The sequence below is a fragment of the Congregibacter brevis genome, assembly GCF_045689245.1.
In the GTDB taxonomy this organism is placed as follows: domain Bacteria; phylum Pseudomonadota; class Gammaproteobacteria; order Pseudomonadales; family Halieaceae; genus Congregibacter; species Congregibacter brevis.
This window is the reverse complement of record NZ_CP136865.1, coordinates 759,370-786,120: the sequence shown is the minus strand read 5'-3', so window position 1 is coordinate 786,120 and position 26,751 is coordinate 759,370. Positions and strand designations below refer to the sequence as shown.

General features: G+C 54.9%; 21 protein-coding genes, 1 tRNA gene and 1 pseudogene. 11 read left to right on the top strand and 12 right to left on the bottom strand.

What is annotated here, in order from left to right; all coding sequences use genetic code 11:
• The first annotated feature begins 112 nt into the window (after positions 1-112).
• The 3 genes and pseudogenes from R0137_RS03530 (at position 113) to R0137_RS03520 (ending at position 2,836) form a co-directional block, all read left to right on the top strand.
• On the top strand, positions 113-493 hold the full coding sequence (locus R0137_RS03530; protein WP_407328578.1) for a VOC family protein: 381 nt from the start codon (positions 113-115) through the stop codon (positions 491-493).
• A 258-nt stretch (positions 494-751) separates the two neighbouring features.
• Positions 752-896, top strand: a pseudogene (locus R0137_RS03525) (transposase); the annotation flags it as partial.
• A gap of 749 nt (positions 897-1,645) precedes the next feature.
• Positions 1,646-2,836, top strand: a complete 1,191-nt coding sequence (locus tag R0137_RS03520; protein WP_407326285.1) for an ISL3 family transposase — start codon at positions 1,646-1,648, stop codon at positions 2,834-2,836.
• 176 nt (positions 2,837-3,012) lie between these two features.
• On the opposite strand, the gene R0137_RS03515 is transcribed toward R0137_RS03520, so the two are convergent.
• Positions 3,013-3,089: transfer RNA gene (locus tag R0137_RS03515), tRNA-Val, on the bottom strand.
• Positions 3,090-3,219: 130 nt separating this feature from the next.
• Here R0137_RS03515 and R0137_RS03510 point away from each other — a divergent pair.
• The gene (locus R0137_RS03510; RefSeq protein ID WP_407328576.1) at positions 3,220-3,672 is read left to right on the top strand and encodes a GFA family protein; all 453 of its coding nucleotides are present in this window, start codon (positions 3,220-3,222) and stop codon (positions 3,670-3,672) included.
• A 9-nt stretch (positions 3,673-3,681) separates the two neighbouring features.
• On the opposite strand, the gene R0137_RS03505 is transcribed toward R0137_RS03510, so the two are convergent.
• The 6 genes from R0137_RS03505 to R0137_RS03480 all read right to left on the bottom strand — a co-directional run bounded on the left by R0137_RS03505 (position 3,682) and on the right by R0137_RS03480 (position 12,822).
• Positions 3,682-5,331, bottom strand: coding sequence for an amidohydrolase (locus R0137_RS03505; RefSeq protein WP_407328574.1), 1,650 nt, complete (start codon positions 5,329-5,331; stop codon positions 3,682-3,684).
• A 58-nt stretch (positions 5,332-5,389) separates the two neighbouring features.
• The gene (locus R0137_RS03500) at positions 5,390-7,096 is read right to left on the bottom strand and encodes a hypothetical protein (protein ID WP_407328573.1); all 1,707 of its coding nucleotides are present in this window, start codon (positions 7,094-7,096) and stop codon (positions 5,390-5,392) included.
• A gap of 19 nt (positions 7,097-7,115) precedes the next feature.
• Entirely contained in the window at positions 7,116-8,108 is a 993-nt protein-coding gene (locus tag R0137_RS03495) for a glycosyltransferase family 2 protein (RefSeq protein ID WP_407328571.1), read from the bottom strand.
• A 35-nt stretch (positions 8,109-8,143) separates the two neighbouring features.
• A complete protein-coding gene (locus tag R0137_RS03490; RefSeq protein ID WP_407328570.1) occupies positions 8,144-10,204 on the bottom strand; it encodes an SDR family oxidoreductase in 2,061 nt (686 codons plus the stop codon).
• 117 nt (positions 10,205-10,321) lie between these two features.
• A complete protein-coding gene (locus R0137_RS03485; RefSeq protein ID WP_407328568.1) occupies positions 10,322-11,107 on the bottom strand; it encodes a class I SAM-dependent methyltransferase in 786 nt (261 codons plus the stop codon).
• Positions 11,104-12,822, bottom strand: coding sequence for a hypothetical protein (locus R0137_RS03480; protein ID WP_407328566.1), 1,719 nt, complete (start codon positions 12,820-12,822; stop codon positions 11,104-11,106). Before R0137_RS03480 ends, R0137_RS03485 begins: the two co-directional genes overlap by 4 nt.
• Positions 12,823-12,950: 128 nt before the next feature.
• On the opposite strand from R0137_RS03480, the gene R0137_RS03475 reads away from it, so the two are divergent.
• From R0137_RS03475 to R0137_RS03460, 4 genes are all read left to right on the top strand, one after another.
• Positions 12,951-14,645, top strand: coding sequence for an HAD-IB family hydrolase (locus R0137_RS03475; RefSeq protein ID WP_407328564.1), 1,695 nt, complete (start codon positions 12,951-12,953; stop codon positions 14,643-14,645).
• A gap of 71 nt (positions 14,646-14,716) precedes the next feature.
• Positions 14,717-15,721, top strand: a complete 1,005-nt coding sequence (locus R0137_RS03470; protein WP_407328562.1) for an NAD(P)H-dependent glycerol-3-phosphate dehydrogenase — start codon at positions 14,717-14,719, stop codon at positions 15,719-15,721.
• 62 nt (positions 15,722-15,783) lie between these two features.
• Positions 15,784-17,427 (top strand): alkaline phosphatase, encoded by a 1,644-nt coding sequence (locus tag R0137_RS03465; RefSeq protein ID WP_407328561.1) that lies wholly within the window; start codon positions 15,784-15,786, stop codon positions 17,425-17,427.
• Between the two features lie 140 nt (positions 17,428-17,567).
• Positions 17,568-18,431, top strand: a complete 864-nt coding sequence (locus R0137_RS03460; RefSeq protein WP_407328559.1) for a M48 family metallopeptidase — start codon at positions 17,568-17,570, stop codon at positions 18,429-18,431.
• A gap of 47 nt (positions 18,432-18,478) precedes the next feature.
• Here the strand turns inward: R0137_RS03460 and R0137_RS03455 are convergent, their stop codons facing one another.
• Genes R0137_RS03455 through R0137_RS03445 form a run of 3 tightly spaced genes read right to left on the bottom strand, consistent with a single transcriptional unit; the run spans position 18,479 to position 22,047 of the window.
• Entirely contained in the window at positions 18,479-19,630 is a 1,152-nt protein-coding gene (locus tag R0137_RS03455) for an alpha/beta hydrolase family protein (protein ID WP_407328557.1), read from the bottom strand.
• A 48-nt stretch (positions 19,631-19,678) separates the two neighbouring features.
• Entirely contained in the window at positions 19,679-20,860 is a 1,182-nt protein-coding gene (locus R0137_RS03450; RefSeq protein WP_407328555.1) for a CaiB/BaiF CoA transferase family protein, read from the bottom strand.
• Positions 20,860-22,047, bottom strand: a complete 1,188-nt coding sequence (locus R0137_RS03445; protein WP_407328553.1) for an acyl-CoA dehydrogenase — start codon at positions 22,045-22,047, stop codon at positions 20,860-20,862. Before R0137_RS03445 ends, R0137_RS03450 begins: the two co-directional genes overlap by 1 nt.
• 127 nt (positions 22,048-22,174) lie before the next feature.
• Here R0137_RS03445 and R0137_RS03440 point away from each other — a divergent pair, with 127 nt between their 5' ends.
• From R0137_RS03440 to R0137_RS03430, 3 genes are all read left to right on the top strand, one after another.
• A complete protein-coding gene (locus tag R0137_RS03440; RefSeq protein ID WP_407328552.1) occupies positions 22,175-23,068 on the top strand; it encodes a response regulator transcription factor in 894 nt (297 codons plus the stop codon).
• Positions 23,069-23,281: 213 nt separating this feature from the next.
• Positions 23,282-23,896, top strand: a complete 615-nt coding sequence (locus R0137_RS03435) for a hypothetical protein (protein WP_407328550.1) — start codon at positions 23,282-23,284, stop codon at positions 23,894-23,896.
• Positions 23,897-23,905: 9 nt separating this feature from the next.
• Positions 23,906-24,208: a winged helix-turn-helix domain-containing protein gene (locus tag R0137_RS03430; protein WP_407328548.1), complete on the top strand. Its 303-nt coding sequence runs from the start codon at positions 23,906-23,908 to the stop codon at positions 24,206-24,208.
• On the opposite strand, the gene R0137_RS03425 is transcribed toward R0137_RS03430, so the two are convergent.
• Both R0137_RS03425 and R0137_RS03420 read right to left on the bottom strand, forming a co-directional pair.
• Complete coding sequence (locus R0137_RS03425) at positions 24,209-26,134, bottom strand: monovalent cation:proton antiporter-2 (CPA2) family protein (RefSeq protein WP_407328546.1); 1,926 nt, start codon at positions 26,132-26,134, stop codon at positions 24,209-24,211. It abuts the gene before it with no gap.
• A complete protein-coding gene (locus R0137_RS03420; RefSeq protein ID WP_407328545.1) occupies positions 26,131-26,751 on the bottom strand; it encodes an NAD(P)H-dependent oxidoreductase in 621 nt (206 codons plus the stop codon). The genes R0137_RS03425 and R0137_RS03420 overlap by 4 nt, the downstream gene beginning before the upstream one ends.

Below are 26,751 nucleotides of genomic sequence, written 5' to 3'. Positions count from 1 at the left end.
ACGACCGCGCTGTTTGCCGCTTTCATACCGTGATTCGTAGAGCTAAGCTATTTAGAGATAAAAGCAGACGACCCCTGGTCATTCTGCGAAGAAAACTCGAGGAGCTCTGACTATGATCGGTTACGTTGTTCTTGGCACAAATGATCTTGGAAAATCATCCGCGTTTTACGATGCACTACTGGCTGAGATTGGTGTGTCGCGCATGATGGACTTCGGCGACCGGGGCTTTGCCTGGGGCGCTACTATGGAAAGTCCCATGCTGTGCATCATGACACCACACAACGGGGAATCCGCCACGGTTGGAAACGGCACCATGGCTGCAATCTCTGTTGAAAGCCGCGAAAACGTCGATCGAATTCATGCTAAGGCGATGGAGTTAGGTGGAAGCGATGAGGGAGCACCGGGCCTACGCGCCGAGGGCGGCGAAGGTTTTTATGCCGCGTATTTTCGTGACCTGGACGGCCACAAGCTAGACGTTTTTTGCTATGGCTGATGCGGGTATAGAGGCCTTGAGTCTATGCCTCAGTGAATCGCAGCGGCGCTAGCAGCTCGCAGCGCATTCAGTTCGAGCTTCCAAAGTTAGCCATATTGGATACTCCCGAGCGAGCAACGACGATATCCATGAGGCCATCGCCTGGAGCGGGTGGCCAGGGCCAATGGCTTCTCTCCGCCCCAGGGCGCTCTCTCTTGACGCTTCGCGCCAATTCACCTTGTGCACGCCGGGGTCAGCTGTGAGGGCAATCAGAAAGACAAGCGTGAGCGCCTGCGTCGGTATATTTCCCGACCGGCCGTAGCCGTCCCCCGCCTGTCACTGAGCTCCACAGGCAAGGTGGTTTACACCCTGAAGACACCGTACCGGGACGGCACGACCCAGGTGGCCTTCGAACCGGTGGATTGGATGACGCACATCCCTGTGCGTCACCCTCCGGGCGACCTGCGGTCGTCCAAATCGGCTTTCCTGCCGATTTGTCGAAGAGGGGTGGGCCCTGCCGCTATGACCTGGGCTCAGCGGCTAAAGCGTGTTTTCAACATCGACATACCCCAGGGCAGGCTCTCGCATGTATCGAGGACCAGGACGTCATACCCGGTAAAGCCGGGCAGGCCCTCGACCGGATCCTGAATCACATGCACCAGAAAGAACCGGAAACACCGACTCGGCCATTGCTAGTGCCACCGAGCAGAGCGCCGCCGGGTGCGTTGCCGCTTTTCGCTGGCAAGAATTCCAGGCCAACAGCATCTCACTAGCAAGCAAGCTAGGGAAACCGCACGGCACGAGCGGTTGCGCGCGTTCGTTAAGAATTGACCGGATAGGAATGGCATGCGCAACACCGCGAACAGGATTTTTGGGTCAATAGATGGAAACTTCGACAGGTCTGCGGGTGCGGTCAGCAGAATTAGCGAGGACATCTACTCCCGATAGGACCTTTATCCGTCCTATACCCAGACCACTGCCCTTTTAGGGCCGTTTGTGTCCACCGTGGCCGGTGCGATTTACAGATAAATCAACAACTTAACCAATTTTGGTAGGACAAGGCGGATTGATCACAACGGGCTTTGGCCTGCTGTGAGGCTCTTCATCATTAACGGGGGACACCGGGGATCATTAAACTGAATTTGCGAAGTCCGTTTAATGAGGAAACCCCCGATGTCCCACGCAGGAAATATATTAGGCCTTCCCGAGCTGGAGGTCGAACGCGTTGATCGCAACGATTCGATCGAGGTCTATGCCAGACCCAAGCGTCGCCCATCGTGCATCCACTGCCAGCATCCCAAAGTCAGGATTAAGGCGACCCACGAGCGCACGTTAAAACACACACGCCAGGGCAATCAGGTGATGACGCTGCACCTGAAGACGCCTAAATATCATTGCCTGCAATGCGGGCGATACTTTCGTCACCGGTTTCAGGGCGTCAGGCCCCGCTATCGATCGTCGGACGCCTTCCGTCTTGAAGTATTTGAGGCCCACGATGGCGGCGTGACGCAGCGTAAGCTCGCACGAACACATGACATGAGCCCGGCAACCGTCGAGCGCTGGTATCAAGGCCAGTGCCGACTTAGGCTATCAGAGATGTCTAATCGCCCCTGCCCGCGTGTGCTGGGTATCGATGAGCACTTTTTTAGCCGCAAGCGCGGCTACGCCACCACGATGGTAGATCTCAAGAACCATAAGGTTTTTGATGTGGTGCTGGGACGTTCAGAACTGAGTTTGAGACGTTATTTAAAGGCATTACCGGGTAAAGAAAACGTCCAGGTGGTCGTCATGGACTTGTCAGAAACCTACCGCAGTATCGTGCGTCGATATTTCCCTAACGCCACGATTGTTGCTGATCGGTTCCACGTGATTCGACTCGTGAATCAGCATCTGCTGAAGGCGTGGCAAAACTACGATCCCGAGGGGCGCAAGCATCGCGGGCTGATCAGCCTCATGCGGCGACATGAATGGCGTCTTGCGGATGAGCAAAAAGAGAATCTTGCCCGATATCTGGACGACTATCCCGTGCTCAAGGCGCTGTACAGAGCTAAGCAGCAGCTCAATCGCCTGCTGTTACTGAAATCCTTGAATCGCAAAAAGGCAAAGCAGCTGCTGCCGCAGCTGCTCTCATTGATCGAAGACTTGGCGGCTAGCCCGCTTCATCGATTGGCAAGAACGCTTAAATCCTGGTTGGAACCCATCGTTGGCATGTGGCGGTTTACCAAGACGAATGGCATCACCGAGGGCTTCCATAACAAGATGGAAATGATGAGCCGCCGAGCCTATGGATTTAGAAATTTTGAAAACTATCGACTGCGGGTCTTAACCCACTGTGGATGGGATGGCATTATCAACCGTGTTTAGTGAAAACCGGTGTATCCCCCGTTAAGTGGGTAGAGCCTGCTGTGACCCCTGCGGGGCGGCGTCGCAGGCTCCGCCGTCTAAAACGCTCTTTTGGTCGCGTTTTATCGAACAGCGGCTCTCACCGAAACCCAATCCCCCAAACGAAAAACCCCCGCCGATGGCGAGGGTTCGTCATTTGGTAGGACCAGGCGGATTCGAACCGCCGACCTCTACCATGTCAAGGTAGCGCTCTAACCAACTGAGCTATGGTCCTAAAAGGGACGCGGATTATAAGTGCCCAAACAAGGTCGATACAACCGTCATTACTAAATGTCTTTCGAAACAAATAGCTGAGAATATGCAAGTATCTCAGCGTAAATGGGAAAACCACTCAAGGACTCTCTATGACGACAATTAGCTGTGACTGCGGACATGCCAAAGTTGACGTGTTGGGCAAACCCTTACTGCGAATAATCTGTCACTGCACGTTATGCCAGTCGTTTTATCAAGCCCCGGAAGGCGACCCCGTGATTTTCAAAGCCTCGGCGGTAAAAGTGCAGAACGATGAAACGGTGAGCTATCGACGCTTACGCAAATCCCCCGCAGTTGATCGGGGTGTTTGCGTCAAGTGTTCACAGCCTATCGTGGAGTTTTTTGCGATGCCGCTGCTGCCGGATATCGTATTTATCCCCGGTGATCGCCTGATAAACCATCCGGAGTTACTTCTCGATCCAGCACTGCGCATCTTCTACGACTCACGTACCGAGGACGCCAACGACGACCTCCCCCGACACGAGGGTTACTGGCAAAGCCAACTAGCCTTAACGCGGCGCCTAATCCCGGCACTACTCCGCTAGGCCCCTACCCTAAAGCTTGCCGAAGACCAGTCTTCCACCCACAACAGTTGCATGGACTTTATTCTTCCAAAGCTCTTCTCGCGGCACCGCAAAAAAATCATCGCTTACGAGTATAAAGTCCGCGGCATAGCCTGGTAGGAGACGTCCGACACGACTCTCGGTATGCCCAGCGTAAGCGGCATCTTCTGTGAACAACGACAGCGCCTTGTTACGACTAACAGCCTCACTCACGCGCCAACCCCTCGGAGGTTCTCCGCCCCGGTCTTGCCGCGTTACTGCCGCATGCAAACCATAAAACGGGTTGGGCGGCTCCACGGGGAAGTCAGATCCACCGGCCAGCTTTGCGCCGCTTTCGAACAAGGTCTGCCAAGCGTAGGCTCCTTCAAGGCGCGCCTCACCCACGCGATCACCGGCCATGTTCTTATCGCTGGTTGCATGAGTGGGCTGAACTGACGCGATCACATCCAGCTCAGCAAAACGATTGATATCAGCAATTCGCAAAATCTGCGCATGCTCCACACGATGGCGCAGTGCACGTTGCTCAGCAGAGGCATTCAGCGCTTCGAACTCATCAAGTACCTTGGCGTTTGCGAGATCACCGATCGCGTGCACATTGACCTGATAGCCAAGCTTGGCCGAGTCGCGAATCTGCAACATCAGCTGTTCGTCCGACAGGAGCAACAATCCTCGGTTACCGGGATCGTCGGAGTAATCCTCGAACAGAGCAGCGCCGCGCGAGCCTAAAGCCCCATCTGCAGAGATCTTGACGCTTCGCAGTGCAAACAAATCATTTGCACTGTCTCTGGGACCCTCTAACCACTTTTCTTTGATGCCGGGGTCAGCCATGCGCAACATGGAGTAGATCCGCATGGGGAACTGGTCGTCCTCAAGAAGCGCGTCATAAGCATCAATCTCCAAAGCGGAGGATCCCGCATCGTGAGCACCGGTCATCCCGAGGCTAACTAAGTACTCCATCGCTCGGCTAAGGTCGCGTTTTTTACTGGCAACCGTTGGGGCAGGCGTTGCCTCTCTCATCAACTTCATCGCGTTGTCGACGAGGATGCCCGTCGGCTCACCGCTATCATCACGAACAATGCGTCCGCCTGCAGGATCGGCGGTATCTGCTGTAATGCCCGCAAGGGCCAAGGCTTTACTGTTGACCCACACGGCATGACCATCTACGCGGCGCAACGCAATGGGACGATCGGCCGTAACGGCATCGAGAGATGCCTTGGAGGGAAACTCACTGGACGGCCAGAGCACCTGATTCCAGCCCGCCCCAAAAATCCAGTCGTCTGCGACTTCGTCGGTAACGGCTGCCGCTACACGCGCTGCCGCTTCCGCTTCACTTTCGCTGCCCGTAAGGTCGACGCTTGCGAGGGCGCTCCCCAGACCTGCGATGTGTCCGTGTGCGTCGATAAGCCCAGGGAGCAAGGTAAGCCCCTGACCATCGATACGCGTCTCTGCATCACTGCCTGATGCCGCTGTCTCATCATCATATACAGCAGTAACCACACCCTCATCGTATTCCAGCGCGGCAAAAGCTACGCGTTCGCCGTCGTGCATCGTGTAACCCTGCACGTTGTAAATCAACGTCGCCGCGGACAAGTGCATCGGCACAACCAACAGCGCCGCTAGAGAGTAAACACGCTTATTCATTCAGATCTCCTCTAGGAAAACTTGGACTGCCCTTTGGGGACAGCCTAAAACTATAAGACTAACGCAAGTATTTGCTGGGAAAATATGCCCGACAGCTCTCCATTACCGACGCGGCCTCTCGCGCTTGTCCATTAGCCTGGAGACTGCGGGTTAGCCAACTGCAGCTTGCTTGACCCCAGGGCCGAAGCTCGTGGGCACGACTCGCTGCAGCAAGTGCAGCAAGATTGTCTCCTTGCTTCGATGCCAAATAGGCAGCCGTAAGCTGCGTGTCGACGCTGTCGTCAGGCAATCGAAGCTTGGTGGGTACTGCATAATCTTTGCGTACAAGGAGCACTCCCCTAACGTCCTGATACAGCAATTCCCAGCGCCCGGTCTGTAAAAGACCACGGGTAAGTCTCTCTCCGCCGCGACCTCGAGGCCACATAAACAGCTGAGCACCGGAACTCTCGATTTTCTCTACCCACCCGGAGCGGGCACCCAATACTGTCACGTAGTCGATGTAAGCTTGGTCATCGAACAACGTGTTAGCCCGACCATCGATGAATACCTTCAGATCACCATCAAGCCGCCAATGGAGGTAGCCTCCCCAGTTGTAGAAGGCAAAAGTGTTTCCCTGAAGTCCATTGGCTTCGACAAAGTCTGCGAGACCGTGGGGATACACATACTCCGCAGTGAGATAGTGATAAGCGACGTTGGGATTCAGTGGGTAAGGGGCGATGCGTGAACCCGCCCACAGTGTTAACGCCAGCAATACTGGCAGCATCAAAAGCTGTAAGACTTTCTGGCGAAACAGGGCTGCGACAAACGGTGCCAGTAACAGTGCGAAGGCCATCGCCCACAAAATGATAAAGCGCCTGCTCGTCGCAGACATTGCTGCACTGAGCAGAGCAATAGCGATAACCTCCGAGCTCATAGGCACCCAACGACGAACCACAGGCAATATCCAAGTCATGCTCAGAGCCGCAGCTACGACTAAGGAATAGGCATAGAACGACGAAGTGATACCACCGGGCTCAAACGGTGAACGCCACTCCCCCAAGCTTCGGTAAGGCGAGTCAGCATTCAAGGCATACACCAACGGTAACCAAAATATTTGCACGCCATCCGGGTTTACAAGGCAGACAAGGGCACAAGCGCCCCAAGTCAGCACCGCGCTGCGCAATGCTCCCCAAGAAGAGTCGCTCCAGGGACAGAGCACGATAGCCAACATCAGCAGTCCGTAAACAAAGCCACCGTGCAGGTTGGCCCAGATCAAAAACAGCGGCAGCAACCGTCGAAGGCGAGGAGCACGGAGCAGCGTCAGCTGTAACAAAATCGCGATACCCAGGAGGGTGTACAGCTGGGGGCGCATATCCAGAAATGGCGCCGCAATAGCGATGCCGGCAGTACAAGCGAGTAACGCGGCGAGGGCATTTCCGCTAAGGCGCGTTAGCAAATTTTGAAAGAGGCAGAACGTGCCGACAATAAGCATCCACTTCCAGATAACCAGGCTTGCCAGGCCAAACAAGTTCACCCAACCGTAAAAGAGGAGATCCGCGAGCCATTCGTGGTTGTGCCAGACACTACCTAGCTCGGTGTAAGACCAGTCGTCGCTTAGCCACACGCTGCTGTTCTGGACGATCTCCCGCCCCGCGGCGACGTGCCACCAAAGATCGGACCCCATCATCTCTGTAAAGCCAAAGGACAAATAGATGAGGGCGCCAGCCAACATCCAGGGCCAGCTTGTCTGTGAAGGCCAGTCCCTTAGCAGCGAGAGAGAAAACATCAGCTTTGTATATGCAAGATCAAGAGCCGTCGGTCACTGCCGGATTGTCAGAATGGGCATCTCGAGGGTGTAATCCCCCACAGGGCCGATAATCCATAACAAAGTACAGCTGTCGGCCCTTACTTTCGTTGTAGGTGCGCGCAAGGTACTCCCCAATAATGCCGAGGCACACCAGTTGCACTCCCCCAAGAAAGAGAATGATGACAATCAGTGACGGATAACCCGGTACGGGGTTACCCAGAAATAGCGTGCGCAATAAAAAGAACAATCCATAACCAAAGGACATGAGCGACGTGAAGAGTCCGAACCACGTTGCCAGCTTGAGTGGAGCCGCTGAAAACGAAGTAATTCCCTCTAGCGCAAGATTCCACAGCCGCCAGTAACTCCACTTACTGCGCCCTAGAGACCGGGCATCTCGAGCATAGGAAACGGCTTTTTGAGGGTAACCAATCCAGGCGTAAAGGCCCTTCATATAGCGATGCTGCTCCCGCAGCTTCGCCAGTGCATCCACCGCTCTGCGGCTGAGCAAACGAAAGTCACCCGTGTCTCGAGGAATGGGGACATCAGAGAGCCGGTCCATGACGCGGTAGAACAATGCGGCACTCTTGCGTTTGAACCACTGCTCGCCTTCCCGAGATTCACGAGTCGCGTAAACCACATCATAGCCCTCACGCCAGTGTTCGATGAGCGTTGGGATCAACTCCGGAGGGTCCTGAAGATCAGCATCGATGACAATCACCGCATCGCCCTCCGCATGGTCAAAACCTGCTGACATAGCGGCCTCTTTACCGAAATTGCGCGACAGGCGTAAAACGCCAAGGCTTGCGTCCTCGCCCATCTGAGACTGCAGCCAATCACTAGAGCCATCCGTGCTGCCATCGTCTACATACAACAATTGCACAGTCATCGATGTACTGAGGGACTCAAGCACCGCCATGACTCTCGAGTGAAACGTCGGCAATACCTCGCGCTCATTGAACACGGGAACTACAACAGAGAGCAGTTCATTCACAGCAGATTCCGTGTTGTTCACCCGAGACTCATCGCTTACCAGTGAACACCGCGCATCACCTGCGCAAACATCTTCTGAGCTAGCTCAAGTTTGTTGGATGGCATATTGGCTCGCTCGGCCGCGGCCTCTTCATCACTGAGGCCACGGGCCGCCGGTGAATCGGGAAAGAGTGCATAGGCCTGACTCAGAAAAGCCTCGGTAACGCTGGGGATCGTCGCCTGCGCTACGGCACCCGTCACTCCAAGACCCGTCGACATGCGTTTGGGCTTGGAGATGATCGCTTTGATCACCAGATCTCGTGCTTGCTCTGGAGACAAAGTAGGAAAAGCCTTATACAAGCTTGTGGGTGCAATCATTGGCGTCCGCACCAAAGGCATGTGAATCGTCGTAAAGGATACGTTGTTAGCTGCGTACTCCGGCGCGGCGCACAGACTGAATGCATCCAGGGCAGATTTCGAAGCTACATAAGCAGAGAAACGCGGCGGGTTAGTCAGAACGCCAATGGATGAAATGTTGATAATGTGGCCCTGCTCCCGCCCTTCCATGCTGGGCAGAAAACCCAGTATGAGACGCAGCGCGCCAAAGTAATTGAGCTCCATAGTGCGCTCAAAGTCATGGAAGCGATCGTAACTGTGGCGCACAGAACGGCGGATAGATCGGCCGGCGTTATTCACAAGAATATCCACGTGGCCGTGATCCCGCAGCACATCCTTAACCAGCTTTGCACAGTCCTTCTCGCTGGAAACATCGCAGGAATAAGCCTGAGCATCGCCACCTTTCTTGGCTATCTCCTTGAGCGTCTCATCGAGCTTCTCCACAGTACGCGCGACCAAGAGCACCGTAGCCCCCGCGCGGGCAAGGCGCAAAGCACACTCTTTGCCGATACCACTGGTCGCACCAGTAACCAACACTACTTGGCCTTTTACCGTACGCCGCAATGCGGCCAAGGTAGGCCGTCCGATAAAGTCGTTGAACAAGCCATCCACTTCCCTGATCAGAGAATCTTTGTCTCCGCGTAAAAAGTGTCGCCAATAATCCCAGAGCACCTGTGCATAGGAGTCATAGCTGGGGCAGCTGATTCCCGCAGGCTCAAGAAGTGCCTGAGTTTTCGTTGAATCAAAACGTGTGGGATAGTTGATATAGCCGATGACCTGCGGCGGTATTCCTAGGCGTGCGACCGCTTTTTCTCCCAGCGACTTCACGCTGGGAATCTTGCTAATACCCGTGCCTGCCAGCTTGCTGGCCTTATCAATAAGCTTCATGTTCACCGATCGAAGTTTGGGCCCATGCCCCACTTCCATCATGATCTTCAAAAGATCACCTACGCGGATCCCATCGGGGTCGGTGAGAAAGAAACAAGCGTGGTCCTGACCATCGAGGTGCGCCAGATAGTCCATGGCATCAACAACAAAATCCACAGGAACAATGTTGAGCAACCCCGCCTTGTTCATTATCAGGGGCAGCCCCTCGGGAGTGACCTTACTGAGCTTGTCCAATAGCTCAAAGAAGTAATAAGGGCCGTCGATCTTGTCCATCTCGCCGGTCTCGGAATGACCTACCACCATGCCCGGACGATAGATGCGCCAATTCATGGTGGTCTCTTTGCGAACGAGACCTTCAGATTCATGCTTCGTCAAAAAGTAAGGATGATCCAGCGCACCCGCCTCTTCGAACATGTCCTCCGTAAAGGTGCCTTCATAAAGTCCTGCCGCGGCAATCGACGATACCTGATGGAAACACCCTGCTTTTAGGGCTTTGGCCAAAGCGATTGCCTGAGCCGTGCCATTCACATTGCTTACGCGCTGACTCTCGGCATCTGCCTCCATGTCGTAGATCGCAGCGAGATGAAAAAAGTGATCGATCTTGCCAGCCTGTTGCTTCACCCAGGCGGCTTTGACGCCCAGACGTCGTTTACTCAAATCCCCCTCTACCGCCACCACCTGCTCTGCTGACGCACCCCACAGTTCGCGGAGAGCCTGAAGCTTGGGAACGGAGCCCGGGCGCACGAGCAAAAAAACTTTGCCGCCCCGATCTAAAAGCTTTGGCACCAAAAACCGTCCAATAAACCCAGTACCGCCCGTCACAAAGTAGTTCATGTCAGTCTCCAAAGTTCGCCTGATCAAAAGACCAAACGCTTGTCGTTTTTTATGGTTGTTTGAGAAGCTCAAGCATAGATCAATTTAGCCAAGAACATCACTGCAAACACGGACGCCTTAGGGTGGAGACGAGCCTGGCTTTCTGAGAACAAAACACTGCGTCCACAAAAGCCCTTGGAACCGAGAGTTTTGAATGGCTCTATCGATCGCAACTAACAGCCCCTGCCCCCAACGACCCCCAAACTCAGCAATCACAGGGAGGTAAAATCCCAAGCGCTCCTCCTTCACCACAACGAGATCAGCCGAAGCAATCTGTGCTTTCAGCTGCGCAGTGGACAGCACATTGATGTGGCCCGTGGGCTCAATAGGTTCACGATAGATTAAGCGAAGCAGTTGCAATATTCCCGGCAGAAAAGCGATCTTCCCGAGGAGCTCAACGGGGCTGTAGGGCTGAGGGGTGGTAAGAATCAGAGTGCCTTGGGGTTTGAGCGTTTTTGCCATAACCGCTATCAACGATGCAGAGTCCTCCACATGTTCAATCACTTCTGAGCAGAGGATGAGATCGATAGACCCCTCGGCTAAAACTCCCGAACTCAGATTCCCTTGAACACAACTAATAGGACTGTCACTTGCGAAGTTGTCGGTGAGAAGTGCGGCGGCTTGCAGATAACTAGGCTCGACATCAATGGCCACAACTCTATCGGCAACCTGTGCAAGCGACGAGAGGTAGATACCTGAACCGGGGCCGACTTCCAAAGCGTAGTGGGCCGGCGATATTTCAGCCGCGCTCGATATCTCCGACCTAACCCAGTCACGACGGGCACAGTGCAGGTAGCGTCTTGTGGGATTCCGCGAGGTATACAGCGCTCTCTGAAGGGCAACGAGGTCTGCTGCGCTGCTCATAGCTCAACCTCGAGGATCACGATATCACCGACAAATTGCGTGAAGCTGCCATACAGTGCGCGGTGGACCAACAACTCTGGCATGTAACTTGGCGCCCTTAAACGCGCACGTTTGACGAGGAAAGGCAGCTCTCCTGCGAAGGCTCGCCGATAGAAGGTGACAGACTCGGGAGTTGTCTTAATCAGACGCGCGGGATCATGGACCAGCGGGCCATTAAGCTCGTTAGCGAACGCCGTGTCGTACCAGTTCTCACTCAGTATTAGCGTGTCCGATTGTCGAAGATTATTGCTGCCCGATCTTACAAAGGCGGGCTTAAAGAGACGATGCCCTACACCGGTATCGGGCGGCGGGTTTACGTAGTAGCTTGCCCAAACTCGTTGGGGCTCGTTCTCCGCATACCACTTTGGAAGGTCCCTGCGAGGATCAAAATGGTAGTCCGTCACCAGATCTACCGCGAGCACAGCTTGCCAACTCAACAGTAAGGCAACCGATACAGCACGCAATGGCGGTCGCCAGTGGCTTACACGCACAGCAGCAAGAAGGCACGCCAAGGGTAGCAATGGAAGGTAGTGCCGGTAGTAGGTGACGGGAGCCAGAAACGCCATGTACAAGACAAACGCGAGCAGCGGCAGTAGTGCCAGCCAAGCTCGATCTAAGGGGGCGCTTTTCCATAAATGCGCCAGACCAGAGACTGCCATCACAAATCCTGGCAGCCCGAGTCCCATCACGAGCACAACTGGAATGTTCACGGGATTACGCAGCCACTTGTGCCAGCCGATAGCGCCATAGTCTGTACCGAATCGCCCTTCTGCGCCTGCCGAGGTAAACGCCGCAAATATCTCGACTTGCATCAGTGCAGGGGCCAGCCACGGGGCCAACAACATAAAACCTTTAGCGGCAGACCCTAAGCGCGACCAGGGAACCACGGCGTAAAACAAGATCGGTAAAAACCAGATAAGCAACCCGGAAAGCTCCGGGGTACTCACAATTCCGAACAGCCCCACATAGCTAAGAAGTAGTAACAAAGCCCTACTTCGATCTATGCCCTTAAAGAGCGTGACATAGCCCGGTATCGGAATGAGCACTGCTAAAGAGGCGAAAGCGAAAACCCAGTACTTGGTCCAAACAGCCGGAGCGAGCAGTAGCAACGCGAGCAGCCAACGAAAACCGTCGTGTCTGACACTCCAAACCACTGCACAAGTGAACGCATAGATGAAGAACGTCGAAGCAGCGTCAACGGTGCCTACCATCGACTCACTGATATGCCAGCCAGAGAGGGCCAGAAGCGCACTAGCGACAGGCGCTGCCAGCGGCTTCGCCGGAAACAATAAAACTGCGAGTATCCACAGCGCAGCGACCGTCAATACACCTGCTACCGCAGAGTAGAGCCTGGCAATGACGATGTGGCTTTCACTCTGACAGAAAGCTTTAACAGCCCGGGCATCACCACGGATGCCGTCGGGAACCGACAGGCCTGAAGCTTCAGCAAGTGCCAAGGTTTGCCACCCGACCCAAGGGGAGTAATCAAAGCCGTCCAGCGCAGCGCGACACGAACCCGCCTCGTCAAAGTTGACCAAGGTGAAGCTCCCCTCCCCATACCAATCCTGCCCATAGTTCAGAGCGGGAACCACACGCACTACACAGGCCACTATCAAGATGCTTAGCAGCAGAAAATATGAACGTTTCGAAAAACTGAAGTCTGCGGGTTCGGACAAGCTCGGCTCGCGAGAACTGAGGAGGTTAAGGGCAGTCTAGCAGAGCGTAAATGCGCCGCTGTTGTAGTCATCTGTGCGTGCTAGACTCAAAGGTTCCGCGACTAATGACAGTACAGGATGTTGAGGTAATGAGCAGCACTGCAAAACCTTTACTCAAGGCCATTGAGGCGAGCCCCGACGGCCCAGAAATTTGCGCCATTTTCGACTTCGACGGGACCATCATCTCGGGCTACTCCGCCATCGCGTTTATCCGCGAGCAGCTGCGGCGGGGCGATTTATCAGTTCGAGACTTTCTGGAGCTGGCGAGTGCCATGACCAACTTTGGACTCGGCAATCTGGGCTTCTCCGGCATGATGGCGATAACCACGCAATTCATGCGCGGCATCGATGAACAGGCTTACATCGAGCTCGGTGAAGATTTGTTCACCAAACAGATAGCTCGACTGGTCTATCCGGAGTCTCGCGCGCTCATCGAAGCTCACCTCGCAAAGGGTCACACGGTGGGCATTATCTCTTCCGCGACGCCCTACCAGGTCGAGCCTGCGGCGCGAGATCTGGGCATCGAGAATGTGTTGTGCACTCAACTCGAGGTAGAAGACGGCGTGTTTACCGGTAGTGTGGTCAGGCCCACCTGTTTTGGACAGGGCAAAGTAGATGCCGCCGAAGTTCTGGCCGAGAGTGTTGGCGCAAACCTCGACGATGGATTTTTCTATTCTGATAGCACCGATGATCAGTTGCTTCTGGAGCACGTTGGCAACCCCGTTGCCCTGAACCCCAGCGACAAGCTCCGGGCCGTGGCTCGCGATAACAATTGGCCCATAGCGAGCTTTGGTAGCCGAGGGAGGCCGACACTGGGGCAGTTTGTGCGCTCCATCGCTGCCACGGTAAGTCTGGTTCCGTCCTTTGCAGCGGGCCTGCCGATTTATGCCCTCACCGGCTCACGACGGGAAGCCACTAATTTTTCCATTGGCTTGTTTGCCGAAACCGCGAGTGCGTTGATCAACCTCGACCTTCGCGTTAACGGAGAGGAGAACCTCTGGAAACAACGACCCGCGGTGTTCATCTTCAATCACCAGAGCAAGGCCGACGTCGTTATCGGGGCAAAACTTCTGCGCCGGGATATGGCAGGTGTAGGTAAACAGGAAATCAAGAAGATGCCCGTCATTGGCAAAGTGCTGGAGATGGGCGGTGTAGTCATGATTGATCGCAAAAATGCTGCCTCCGCAATCGAGGCGATGCAACCCCTTGTGGATGCGATGCGCAATGAAGGTAAGTCGGTAGCGCTGGCCCCCGAAGGCACCCGCACGGTGTCGCCTAATCTGGCGCCGTTCAAAAAGGGTGCATTCCATCTGGCGATTCAAGCGGGTGTGCCTATTGTTCCCGTAGTGATTCGCAATGCTGGGGATGTTGCTCCCAAGGGCGACTTCGTTTTTCGCCCCGCGACCGTAGAGGTGGATGTACTTCCCCCTGTGGATACCAGCGACTGGAGCGCAGAGACAATCGAAGAACACATACGTGAAGTCCGCAATATGTTTCTCAAGACCTTGGGGCAACCCGAGGAAAAGGTCCCTGCAGCGAAAACCGCGAAGAAGCCAGCCTCCAAGGCAAAAGCGGCAACCAAGACGAAGGCGAAGACAAAAGGCAAGGCAGTAGCCAAGAAAAAAGCTCCGGCCAAAGCGGCCGCCAAGCCAAAAGCCACGGCTAAAGCAAAAGCGAAGGCCAAATCCACAACCACGGCAAAACGCAGACCCGCCGCTAAGGCCAGACCTAAGACTGTGGCAAAAGCTAGACCCAAGGCTCGTCCAAAATCAGCGAGCAGCTAAAGCGGGAACCGCTTAAGCCGTAGCAGCGAAGAAAGAGCAGCTTAGTCATTTCGTCATATAAGGAGAATAAAATGAGCGATCTGAAAATTGCCGTACTGGGGGGTGGTTCCTGGGGCACCACGGTCGCCGCACTTACAACGCGGAATGCACCCGTGACAATTTGGGCACGCAATCCCGAAACGGTCGACGAAATCAACAACGCCCATCGCAACCAGACCTATTTGCCCGATGCACCTTTGCCAGAGAGCCTGCGCGCAACCAATGATATCGGCGAGGCCGTGACCAACGCCGATGTTGTCGTCATGGGTATTCCATCGCAGAACTTTCGCAGCGTACTTGTGGAAGTGAAGAAGCACTTACGCGCCTGGGTGCCGGTGATCAGCCTCACGAAAGGGCTGGAACTCGACACACGTATGCGCATGACCGAGATCATCACCGAAATTCTTCCGGGACATCCGGTGGGCGTGCTTACTGGCCCGAACTTGGCCAGAGAGATCATGGCCGGCCAAGCGGCGGCAAGTGTCATAGCCATGGACGACGACATTATTGTTCGATCTCTTCAGAGGGTATTCAAGAGCGGTTTGTTTCGTGTTTATACAAACACCGATGTCATCGGCTGCGAGCTCGGTGGTGTCCTCAAGAACATCATCGCAATCGCTGTGGGCATGGGCGATGGTCAGGGAGCTGGTGACAACACTCGTGCCGCTTTGATCACCCGAGGCCTTGCGGAAGTAACTCGCCTAGGAGTTGCGATGGGTGGTCGGGCTGAAACGTTTGCGGGACTTGCAGGTATGGGCGACATGATCGCCACCTGCACCAGCTCTCAGAGCCGCAACCGTCATGTGGGCATTGAGCTTGGCAAAGGCAAATCTATGGAGCAGATCGCCAGTGAGATGTTCATGGTCGCAGAGGGTGCAAAGAGTGCGCCAGCTGTGATGGCTTTAGCGGAGCAATACGGTATCGATATGCCCATTGCACGAGATGTTTATCGCGTTGTCAGCGGAGAGACAAACGCTCGCGGGGCTTACCGAGGCCTGTTAAGAACAGCAGCGGGCGCTGAGTCAGAACCCGGCTGAGTATGCTGCAGAATCCGTAGTACTGAATACGTTGAAACTTTAACTTTCGAGAGACCCCAGAGATGATCCGCGTTATTAGTTCCCTAAGTCTTGGTTTGCTGCTGACCGGCTGCAGTAACGTCACCATAGTCGAGTCTGACACCAAGGAGGCGCCTACTCAGCTAATGACTATGGTGTCTGTGGCTGACTCGCCGATTCCCGATTATCAACTGACAAGCCCCTGGTATACCGACGCACAGGCGCGTGTCTCAAGATCCCTAGCCATGGGTGGGTCTAAAGGCAAAGCCAAAAATGTGGTGATCTTCCTGGGCGACGGCATGGGCATTTCCACTATTACGGCCGCGCGGATTCTTGCGGGACAACAAGCGGGAAACAGCGGTGAAGAAAACCGCCTGAGCTTTGAAGAGTTCCCCGTTACGGGTCTGGTTAAAACCTACAACGTGGACTCGCAGACCCCCGACTCCGCTGGCACCATGAGCGCAATTATGACAGGCGTGAAAACCAAGATCGGCGTCTTCGGTATCGATGAGCGAGTCGTGCAAGAGGACTGCCAAAGCGGTCAGGGCGCTGAGCTTCTATCGCTGTTAGAGATAGCGGAACTGGCAGGCAAAGCCACGGGCGTTGTAAGTACCGCGCGTATCACCCACGCCACGCCTGCAGCGACTTATGCAAAGACCGCCAATCGCGATTGGGAAGATGATGCCGAGCTCTCTGATGAAGCAAGGGCCCAGGGTTGCGAGGATATCGCCGCACAGTTTCTGGCGTCGCGTGAGCGCTTAAACGCGCAGTTTGGCTCCGGTGTGAGCAACGGCATTGAGGTGGCTCTAGGCGGTGGTCGCCGGCATTTCCTGCCAAAATCCCAAGAAGGTGGACGCCGAGCTGATGAGAGAAACCTCATCGCGGAATGGCAGTCCGCATACCCCGATGGTAGCTACGCAAGCGACAAATCAGAGATGGCGTCGGTAACAAGTGCACCAGTCCTCGGCCTATTCAGCGACTCTCATATGGCATACGCATCCGAGCGAGCAGTACCCGATGCCGAGCAGCCCAGCCTCACTGCAATGACCCTCAAGGCGCTTGAGCTCTTGCAAGACAGTGATGAAGGCTTTTTGTTGGTGGTGGAGGCGGGGCGTATCGATCATGCTCACCACGCGGGTAACGCTTCCAATGCGCTAAACGACACTATCGAGCTGTCCGAGGCTGTTGCGGCCGTTATGAAAAACACGGCAGCCGATGACACACTCGTCATGGTCACGGCCGACCACAGTCACGTATTCACGATGGCGGGATACCCCAAACGAGGAAACCCAATTCTCGGAAAGGTCGTCCCCCCCTGGAGTGACGAGCCACTATTGGATGATAACGGCCTACCTTACACGACCCTTGGCTACATGAATGGCAGGGGATATCGCGATCATGGTGCGCAACTCAATGCGGACAGTACCTATGCCGAGCCCCCTTTAGGCGGTCGACAAGACATCTCTGAGGTAGACACCACCAAACCCGGTTACCATCAGGAGGCGCTGGTACCTCTTAGTGCAGAAACCCATGGCGGTGAGGATGTAGCAGTTTACGCGACGGGTCCTGGCGCTGCCGGCGCTATGGGTTCAGTAGAACAAAACCAGCTGTTCCACGTCATGCTTCAGGCAACGACCTGGGAAGCCGAAGCGGCCGCGCGCGTTGAAGAACTAGAGAGTCCTCGATAGCGCCGGAAAACCAGACGCGACGAGAGCGGAATTTTTCGCCCCCATCGCAATCAAAGTAAGTAACTCGTTATTGCGTAGAAGACCCAAGCATGCGTTTGAGACAACAGCACTCTTTACAACATGATTTACAGCAACCTTTCATGAAGGCTTACGAATTCATCAGAGCTCTTAGAGTCACTGCTGCTCGAATTCCGCGAGTCGCAGTACTGGCCCCCGTACTCTTAGCACTACTTACAGCCTGCACCACCAGCCCCACGGGACGGAGCCAGTTCATGCTGATCTCCCCCGAATCCGCGATTGTTGAGTCCAAGCAAGCGTATCTGAGCACCGTTGGTCAACTGAATCAGGAAAACAAACTTATTGATGATCCTCGGATGTCGGATCGCGTCGCGACTATCACCGGCCGTCTGGTTACCGAAGCAATTGCCCTTTACCCTGACTCTGCAGATTGGGAGTGGAGTGTGGCAATCATCGATGATGATGAGACGGTGAATGCCTGGTGCATGGCTGGTGGACGCATGGCGGCCTACACCGGGCTCTTTGAACAACTCAAACTCACCGATGACGAGTTTGCTCAGATTATGGGTCACGAGATCTCTCACGCCCTAGCCAATCACACAGCCGAGCGTATGTCCCGGGCGATGGCTATCAACGTTGGCGTCATAGCCGCCGGAGTAGCCTCCGATAATCACATTGCAACGCTGGCAGGCGCATCGCTTGCTGCCAAACTGGCACTGGAGCTTCCCAATAGCCGCGTTGCGGAATCAGAGGCTGATCAAATTGGCATTGAGCTAGCGACCCGCGCGGGATACGACCCCGAAGCCGCGGTAAGCTTATGGCAGAAAATGGGAGGGCTCTCTGACAGTCGTCCCGCAGAGTTTCTGAGCACACACCCTGCTCCGGAGAATCGCCAATCAGCGCTCAATGACCTGGTGCCTGAAATGCGGGCGCTTAATCCTCAGAGGCGCATGGCGAAGGTGACGCCGATCACGATCGTCCGCTAAGTGCCTTCAGCACTGATTGGGGTTTATGTGAGGGCTTCCGTCGCTGATTATTCAGCAGCACTTGCCGCGTAGCTGAGCTCTGGGATTTCAGTGATGCTAGTGCTGCTTAAGAACGCCGACGCCGCCTCCTGAACTACGGAATCTGCTGCCAGGTATTTCTCAAAGAAGGCGGTAATCACAACACGCGCGATCATCTGCTGCCGAAGAACGTTCATCGTTTTCGGAAGAGGGTCGACCGTGCACAGTTCGTTTGGCGCGCTGTAATCAATACCCAACGTTACCGGTCCGAACAAACCTTCCCATTGGCTCTCCTGATTGGGCTTGATGTATCGACCCACGGACCAACAACCCAGCGCGTCAGTATTGTCCATCGCTCTGAGCAAAGCCGTACCACCAGAAAACCCGGTATGAGATCCACCTGCCAAGGTTACGAGCTCGGCCCCCGGCTTCTTCTCAAGCACTGGAGCCGCATTACTGGCGTAGGGCACCAGTACATCCAAATCGCCGGCGAACATCATGAAAGGAAGATCTGCTGTTTCAAAGAAGTCTGAGGTGAAGAAATTTGTTGGGCCGGCAATGGACATCACGGCACCGATACGTCGGTCACGCCACTTGGGATGAAACCCTGCAAGGGTAGACGTTAAACCGCCCAGGGAAATACCCAATACGCCGACGCGCTCAGCATCAACCTTCCCGGACAAAGCGTGTCCGGAGACCGCGCTATAGCCCAGCAAAGTATCTATAAGAAAACTGATGTCTCCCGGCTGATTGATCACATCTTCGACCAAGGCGCCTCCCGGCGCACCCATGCTTGTCAGGGGATAGTCGACGGCGACCACTACAAAACCGTGGCTCGCAAGATGTTCAGCAAGGTAAGTGCCGTTACTGCGGCTAGAGGTAAACCCATGACTAAAGACCAACAGAGGTCGCGGGCCGGCTTCTGCCTCAAAGGGATACCACACGTTACCGTCCAAGGAACGCGAATCGTCGCCGAGATAATCGCCATTGGGCGGGGTGGGCCGGTCACGATCAACAAAAACCTCCGCAAAGCTTGCGACAGACCACGGTCCCGCAGCCAGGCGAGCCTCACTTTCGCTACCCGCCGGGAAGTCTTCGGGTTGATGCGAGAAAGTCACGTAAAGCGCCAGTAGAGCTAGGAGGACTCCAAGGCTAGCGAGAATTTTTAGCAGCAATTTCACCCGTTACTCCTCTGGGATTGATCGAAAACTTGTACCACAGAAATACGCTTAAGCATCGCCCCAGGGGTCAAGCTTGAGATCTTCGTCATGTTCTCCAAGACGCGGCGGCGGTCGATGGTAGGAAACCGGGGTTCGGGATAGCTTTATGGGACTACCTACAACTCTCAGATCGCTGTTATCCGGGTGGGGTAAATCGACGATCATCTCCCGTGCGGCAAGTTGCGGTTCGCTAAGCGCCTCGGCGACAGTGTTGATGGGACCCGCCGGGATACCTGCTGCCTCAAGTGCTGTTAGCCAATCGGCCGCATCACGGGCCGCAAAGCACTCTGCTAAGACGGGAATCAAGATCTCCCGGTGCAAGACGCGATCGGCATTCCTTGCAAAACGGGGGTCCGTCGCCAAATCCCCTTTTTCCAAAACTGCGGCAAGCTTTACGAACTGTGCGTCATTACCCACTGCAACAATAAACTCGCGATCGCGGGCGCGAAAACTCTGATAGGGCACAATGTTCGGGTGGGCATTACCCAGGCGCGTAGGTGTGATGCCTCCCACAAGAAAATTGCTGGCCTGATTTGCCAGAGTTGCCGCAGTCACATCCAGCAGCGCCAAATCTACCTGTTGACCCAGACCTGACCGCGCTCTCTCGGCAAGCGCCGCGAGAATACCCACATTGGCATAGAGCCCGGTCATGATGTCCGTCAGTGCCACACCCACCTTTTGAGGACCCGCGCCAGGCTGACCATCGGCCTCACCAGTTACACTCATAAGCCCACCCATCGCTTGCACGAGAGAGTCATACCCGGGTCTGGCCGCTAAAGGACCCGTTTGTCCAAAGCCCGTGATTGAGCAATACACCAAACCGGGGTTATCGCTGCTCAGGCTTTCGTAATCCAATCCGTAACGGGCCGCCGCCCCCACTTTGAAGTTTTCGATGAGCACGTCTGCGCCTCGCGCGAGCTCGCGCAGGCGGTTTTGACCCTCAGCAGACTGAATATCGATTCGGAAGGAACGCTTACCGCGGTTCGTACATAAGAAATACGCAGACTCCTCGCTGTCATTGCCATCTGGGTTCGCCAGCCAAGGGGGCCCCCAGCTGCGGGTGTCATCCCCACCGTCAGGACGCTCTATCTTGATAACGTTTGCGCCCAGATCCGCAAGCGTTTGACTCGCCCAAGGCCCCGCGAGCACCCGGGACAAGTCGAGAACACGCAGCCCGTGGAGTGCAGACATCAAAAAGCGGGAATGTCTGTCTGTGAGCGGCCAAGGATCAATGCATGAATATCGTGCGTCCCTTCGTAGGTGTTAACTACCTCAAGGTTCATCATATGGCGCATGACAGGATATTCATCGGAGATACCATTACCGCCGAGCATGTCCCGGGCTTGGCGCGCCACATCCAGCGCTTTGCCGCAAGAATTACGCTTGATCAGCGAGATAAGGTCAGGCGAGATTGCTCCGGCATCCATGAGCTGCCCAGCCCGGGCACAGCCCTGAAGACCTAAAGCGATCTCCGTTTGCATATCCGCTAGTTTGAGCTGGATCAGCTGATTTGCAGCGAGGGGTTTGTTAAATTGCTTGCGCTCCATGGTGTAATCCAGCGCCGCATGCCAGCAGGTTTCTGCCGCACCCAAAGCTCCCCAGGCGATGCCGTAGCGCGCGTTGTTCAGACAACCGAAAGGGCCTTTTAGTCCCTGCACATTGGGCAGCAGCTGCTGTTCACTCACGAGAACTTCATCCATCACAATTTCGCCAGTGATCGATGCGCGCAGCGCAAGCTTGCCTTCAATTTTAGGGGCGCTTAGGCCTTCCATTCCCTTCTCGAGTACAAAACCGCGAATCACGCCGTCGTCAGTTTTCGCCCAAACAACAAAAACATCTGCCACAGGACTATTACTGATCCACATTTTTGCGCCGCTGATTCGGTATCCACCATCAACACTTTTCGCACGGGTAACCATACCCCCGGGGTCCGAACCATAATCGGGCTCTGTGAGACCGAAGCAGCCTATCCACTCCCCCGTCGCGAGTTTGGGTAGATACTTCTCTCGTTGCTCTTCCGTTCCATAGGCATAGATGGGGTACATAACCAGCGATGATTGAACGCTGAGCATGGATCGATAGCCTGAATCCACGCGCTCAACCTCTCGAGCAATAAGACCGTAACTGGTGTAGTCGACGCCGGGACAGCCGTAGCCGTCAATCGTCGACCCCAGCAAACCGAGCTCTCCCATCTCGCGGAAAATCGTCAGGTCCGTATCTTCCTTGCGAAACGCTTCCTTCACGCGCGGCAGTAATTTCGCGGTCGCATATTGCGCCGCAGAATCACGAACCATCCGCTGTTCGTCATTAAGCTGAGACTCCAAAGAAAATGGATCTTTCCAGTCGAGTTTTTCCCAGCGCATTTTTTGTGCCGTCATCCTAGCTTCATCCAATTACGTTTCAGTCCGAAATAATGCGTGACAATTTTGGCAATCACTATAACGCGAGAGTGGTACGCGAACATGCCTCACATCAGGTGTATTCCGCGAGGCCGCAACGAACGCTATGATGGATACCCTTCCGTCCAAACACACCATTGAGCACTCATTGGCATCACATCTTGACCCTAAGCTTGCCGCATTATCGGAACTGATCGCCAGCTGTCTACCGGCGTTGGGGACTGAGCGCTTTGCAGATGAGCTAATAGCGGGGCTCAGGGCTTTGGTGCCCGTCGATGATGCCACGGTGATCTACTACGCCGGGGGGGACCTACCCAGTCTCGTTTACAGTGAAAAACCCCGAGCTCGCGCCAGTGACACCATGGAGCGCTTCCTCGCCGGTGCTTTTCTCCTAGACCCCTTTTACAAGGCAGCCAACGAGGAGGGGCGCTTTGGCGTTTTCCTCTTGAAGGAACTCGCCCCCGCGCGCTTCAGGGACAGCGAGTACTACCACAGCTGGTATCGCAGCTGTGGCTTTACGGACGAATGCGGTTTTCTGGTGGAGGTTGGTCAAGACGCATTCGTAAATGTCGCCTTGGGCCGTGTTGCCCAACAACGCTTTAGCCAGGCTCAACTTCGAACGCTACGCAGTGTACAGCTCGCCATAGATGAACTGTGCAAACAACACTGGTCAAGCCAAAGCAGTTCCGGTGACGGTATTCGAGAGCACTTGCATCTAGCGCTGGATGATTTTGGCTCCAGCTTGTTAACTGAACGGGAAACTCAGGTCATCAATCTGGTGCTTCATGGGCACAGCACCAAGTCCGTGGCGACTCGTCTTGGCATTTCTGTCGAAACAGTGAAACTCCACCGAAAACACGCCTATGCAAAACTTGAGGTCAGTTCCCAGGCGGAGCTCTTCTATCTGTTTCTGGACTCTCTCATGAGCCATCAGGATTACCGCGGCGGGGATACGCTGATTAGCTATCTTCAGAAGCCTTCTCCGAAAAAAGCTACTTAGCTCTGCTCACTCTTAACTGATTTAACCGCTCTACTAAAGCCGTTCTAGTAAAGATCCTCCCCTAACAAAACCTCGACTTTGACAAGACTCATTAATGTATCCGAGAGATATTGACTCAACTTACTTTGTTTTATAAAGTAGTTTGCATATTCACAACATGACTGTAAACGACAGCACAGCTGTTGCCGGTATCCGAATAAAAGGAGCTCACCAATGCAGAACGTAGAAAATAGCCTGGAGTCTGACCTCACCTCGCTACGCTCTCTGGCCGAGGCTGGAATGTCCCAACCCTTGCAAATTGGTCCCTACCTGGTCGCGGGTGGCGCCTGGTTTGGCAGTGCAAGTTTCTTACTTGCTCTCGCACAGTTAGGCTCTTTCTCCATTCCCGAAGCATTCCTTGGCTGGGTGTTCCTCATAGCCTCTGCAGGTTTCGCCGCGACCATATTTTTACTGATACATCGCGATAGACAGTCCACAGAAAGAGGCAAGAATCGCTTTATCAACGCGACCTGGAGTGGTGCTGGACTCGGTATCTTTGCCTTTTGGATATCCAGTTCTGTAATGGCTGATCGGCTTGCGAGCCCCGAAATCTTGAGCACAATGTCCTTAAGCGTGCTCGCGATTTACGGACTAGTTTGGTGGATAACCGGCGTCTTGAGCGAGCAAGGCTGGATGAAGCTAATCACCGCTATCAGCTTTTGCTCCATGATTCTTGTTGCGTGGTTCGCACCAACACCTTATGGCTGGCTGTCATACACCACTGCGCTGGTAGCATGCGCGCTACTACCAGGCATCCATATCACTCGCACAGCAAAACAGACTCACTGATCCAGTCTCATGGCTGAATTTCGCATAGACGACCTAGACGATGTGATCCACGGGCGCATTCGCCTGGGAGTAATGGCCTATCTCATCGGTGCTGAGCGTGCGGCGTTTAAGGACCTAGCGGGTCAACTACAGGCAAGCGATGGCAATCTCTCGGTGCACCTACGGAAGCTCGAGGATGCAGGCTACATCAGCATTGAAAAGCGTTTTGCAGGGCGCAAACCGCTCACAGAGGCAGTGATTACCGAGGCCGGCCGTCACGCCTTTGCGCGCTATCTGGACTCCATCTCAAAGCTGCTGCCTTCTCAGAAGTAGCTACCGTTCAGAAGTCTTGTCGTCAAAAGAGTCAGTGTAGCCCTTGGGCGGTGGCGTCCAGCCCCGCTCACTGCGAGCGTGGCCATCGTCGCGGTCGTAAAGCATCATGCCGTGCAACGCTTCCTCCAACTCTATAAACAGCGACTGAAAGCCGCGACCAAAGCTCTCGTCTTCGTCCTTCCGCAGCCATTGTTCGTAAAGCGCATCGCGGCCTTTGGCTTCGGCCTCGTCAAAAGCCGCAGTGAGATTCTGCGCGCGAAACGGATGGTAATCCATCGCTCGCAATGCCTGTTTGCCCATGTGTAGCGCCGAGTAATAAGTCTCGCTAACCACCCAGTCGGCTCCCGCCTGCCGAAGCGCGTACAAGTGAGCTCGATCGTACGCTCGCGCCAACACCTTAAGCTTCGGGTGAGCATGTTTTAGATGCTTGGTTAGTTCTAGGCACTGCTCCCGATCGTCGATGGCCACGACGAACAACGAGGCGTCCTCGACGCCTGCCGCGTGCAGAAGATCGGGCCGCGTAGCATCACCAAAATAGCTCTTCACATTGACTTGACGCATGTTATCGATCTGCTCGGGGCTTCTCTCTAGTACCACCGTGGGAATCTGGTTGGCACGGAGCATGCGATTCACGATTTGGCCAAAGCGTCCGCTCCCCGCGATGATGACCGGACCACGATCGTCAATCTCGTCGCTCTCTCCGCCCTCAGTATTCGATGCGTAGCGCGGCAGCACTAGGTGATCAAATGCAATGAACAGTAAAGGTGTGAGGAACATCGACAGCGCCACCACCAGAAGCAGAATCGGGACAAGGTCAGCGGGTAACACACTGTTCTGTGAGGCATAGCTAATAAGTACAAAACCGAACTCGCCCGCCTGAGCAAGACTCAAAGTGAACAGCCAGCCGTCGGCGCGGCGAACACCAAACATGAGAGCCAGAACAAACAGCACTGCGGCCTTCAGAAAGATCACACCAAGCGTTAGAGAAATTACCAGGCCGGCCTGTTCGATTAACAAGCCAAACTGAACGCCAGCGCCTACGGTAATGAAGAACAAGCCCAGGAGCAGTCCTTTAAAGGGCTCGATATCGCTCTCGAGCTCATGACGGAACTCACTGTTGGCGAGAACAACCCCCGCCAGAAATGTTCCCAGCGCTGGCGAGAGCCCCACCAGACTCATAAGGAGCGCAATGCCAATAACGAGCATGAGTGCTGCAGCTGTAAATGCCTCGCGAAGGCCCGTAGAGGCTATGAAGCTGAACAAAGGTCGCGTTAAAAAGTGTCCTGCGACCACGACTGCCGCGATAGACGAAAGTACCACCGCTGCGTGCATCCATCCCGAAAGGCCCTCCACCAAACTCAAGTCGTGATGCCCATCGTCGACAGGTATTCCCCCGGCATCCATCAGCTCGGGTATCGCCAGCAATGGAATCAGAGCGAGCATTGGAATGACGGCAATGTCTTGAAAAAGCAGCACCGAAAATGCGCTTCGAGCGCCCTCGGATTTATTGAGGCCCTTCTCCTGAAAGGTTTGAAGCACAATCGCCGTGGAGGACAGACTCAACAACAAACCTACCGCAACCGCGGTGCGCCAATCCAAGCCGAACTGCCACGCGATCGCGGAAAAAATACCGGCGCTGACAAAAACCTGCAGACCGCCAAGCCCTAGAAGACGGCTTCGCATGCGCCAGAGCATGGCGGGCTCTAGCTCCAGACCCACAAGAAATAGCATCATCACTACGCCGAACTCTGCGTAGTGTTGAATGGTGACGCTCTCCTCCGAACCCACAAGGCCAAGGGTAGGACCAATAACGACCCCGGCCACCAGGTAACCTAGCACCGACCCCAGTCCAAAACGCTTGGCCAGCGGCACTGCGATAACGGCGGCTGCCAGATATACAAAAACCTCGAGAAGCAGGCCAGTCACTGGGCCACCTCCGATGGCTTGTCCGCCAACAGTTCGTTAATGGTACAGGCATCGCTTTGGGTCCAGGCATCGATGGACTCGCTTGCCAGCTGGTCAAGGAGCGAAGAAAAAGCCTGTAGGTGCGCCTCCCGTCTCCCCTCCTCAACCGCTGTACGGGAACTAAAGAGCGCGAAGGGCGGGATATAACGCATGTGGCATAAAGTCGCCGTCTGCTCCAGAGGAACCAGTAGATCGCGGAGACTGTGGTGATTGTAACCACTCACATCATAGGCTGAACCTGCCCCACCGGCACTGCAAGCGCAGAGAAAATACTTTCCCGCCAACGCCGTGCCTTCGCTGCCGTAAGCAAACCCATGTTCAAGCACCAAATCCTGCCATTCTTTAAGGAGCGCCGGTGTCGAATACCAGTACAGGGGAAACAAAAAAACAATCACATCGTGTTCGCAAAGACGTTGCTGTTCTTTGTCGATATCAATGCGGTAGTCGGGGTATTCGGCGTATAGGTCCACAAAGGTGGCATGGGGATGCTGTTTTGCCACAGTCGCAAGATGTCTGTTGATCTCCGAGCGACCGGGGGACGGGTGGGCAAACAGTACCAATATGCGGCGTTCGCTCAC

Coding starts and splice junctions, on each gene's coding strand:
- R0137_RS03530 (WP_407328578.1), top strand. CDS start 113: ATGATCGGTTACGTTGTTCTTGGCACAAATGATCTTGGAAAATCATCC.
- R0137_RS03520 (WP_407326285.1), top strand. CDS start 1,646: ATGTCCCACGCAGGAAATATATTAGGCCTTCCCGAGCTGGAGGTCGAA.
- R0137_RS03510 (WP_407328576.1), top strand. CDS start 3,220: ATGACGACAATTAGCTGTGACTGCGGACATGCCAAAGTTGACGTGTTG.
- R0137_RS03505 (WP_407328574.1), bottom strand. CDS start 5,331: ATGAATAAGCGTGTTTACTCTCTAGCGGCGCTGTTGGTTGTGCCGATG.
- R0137_RS03500 (WP_407328573.1), bottom strand. CDS start 7,096: ATGTTTTCTCTCTCGCTGCTAAGGGACTGGCCTTCACAGACAAGCTGG.
- R0137_RS03490 (WP_407328570.1), bottom strand. CDS start 10,204: ATGAACTACTTTGTGACGGGCGGTACTGGGTTTATTGGACGGTTTTTG.
- R0137_RS03485 (WP_407328568.1), bottom strand. CDS start 11,107: ATGAGCAGCGCAGCAGACCTCGTTGCCCTTCAGAGAGCGCTGTATACC.
- R0137_RS03475 (WP_407328564.1), top strand. CDS start 12,951: ATGAGCAGCACTGCAAAACCTTTACTCAAGGCCATTGAGGCGAGCCCC.
- R0137_RS03470 (WP_407328562.1), top strand. CDS start 14,717: ATGAGCGATCTGAAAATTGCCGTACTGGGGGGTGGTTCCTGGGGCACC.
- R0137_RS03465 (WP_407328561.1), top strand. CDS start 15,784: ATGATCCGCGTTATTAGTTCCCTAAGTCTTGGTTTGCTGCTGACCGGC.
- R0137_RS03460 (WP_407328559.1), top strand. CDS start 17,568: ATGAAGGCTTACGAATTCATCAGAGCTCTTAGAGTCACTGCTGCTCGA.
- R0137_RS03450 (WP_407328555.1), bottom strand. CDS start 20,860: ATGTCTGCACTCCACGGGCTGCGTGTTCTCGACTTGTCCCGGGTGCTC.
- R0137_RS03445 (WP_407328553.1), bottom strand. CDS start 22,047: ATGACGGCACAAAAAATGCGCTGGGAAAAACTCGACTGGAAAGATCCA.
- R0137_RS03440 (WP_407328552.1), top strand. CDS start 22,175: ATGATGGATACCCTTCCGTCCAAACACACCATTGAGCACTCATTGGCA.
- R0137_RS03435 (WP_407328550.1), top strand. CDS start 23,282: ATGCAGAACGTAGAAAATAGCCTGGAGTCTGACCTCACCTCGCTACGC.
- R0137_RS03430 (WP_407328548.1), top strand. CDS start 23,906: ATGGCTGAATTTCGCATAGACGACCTAGACGATGTGATCCACGGGCGC.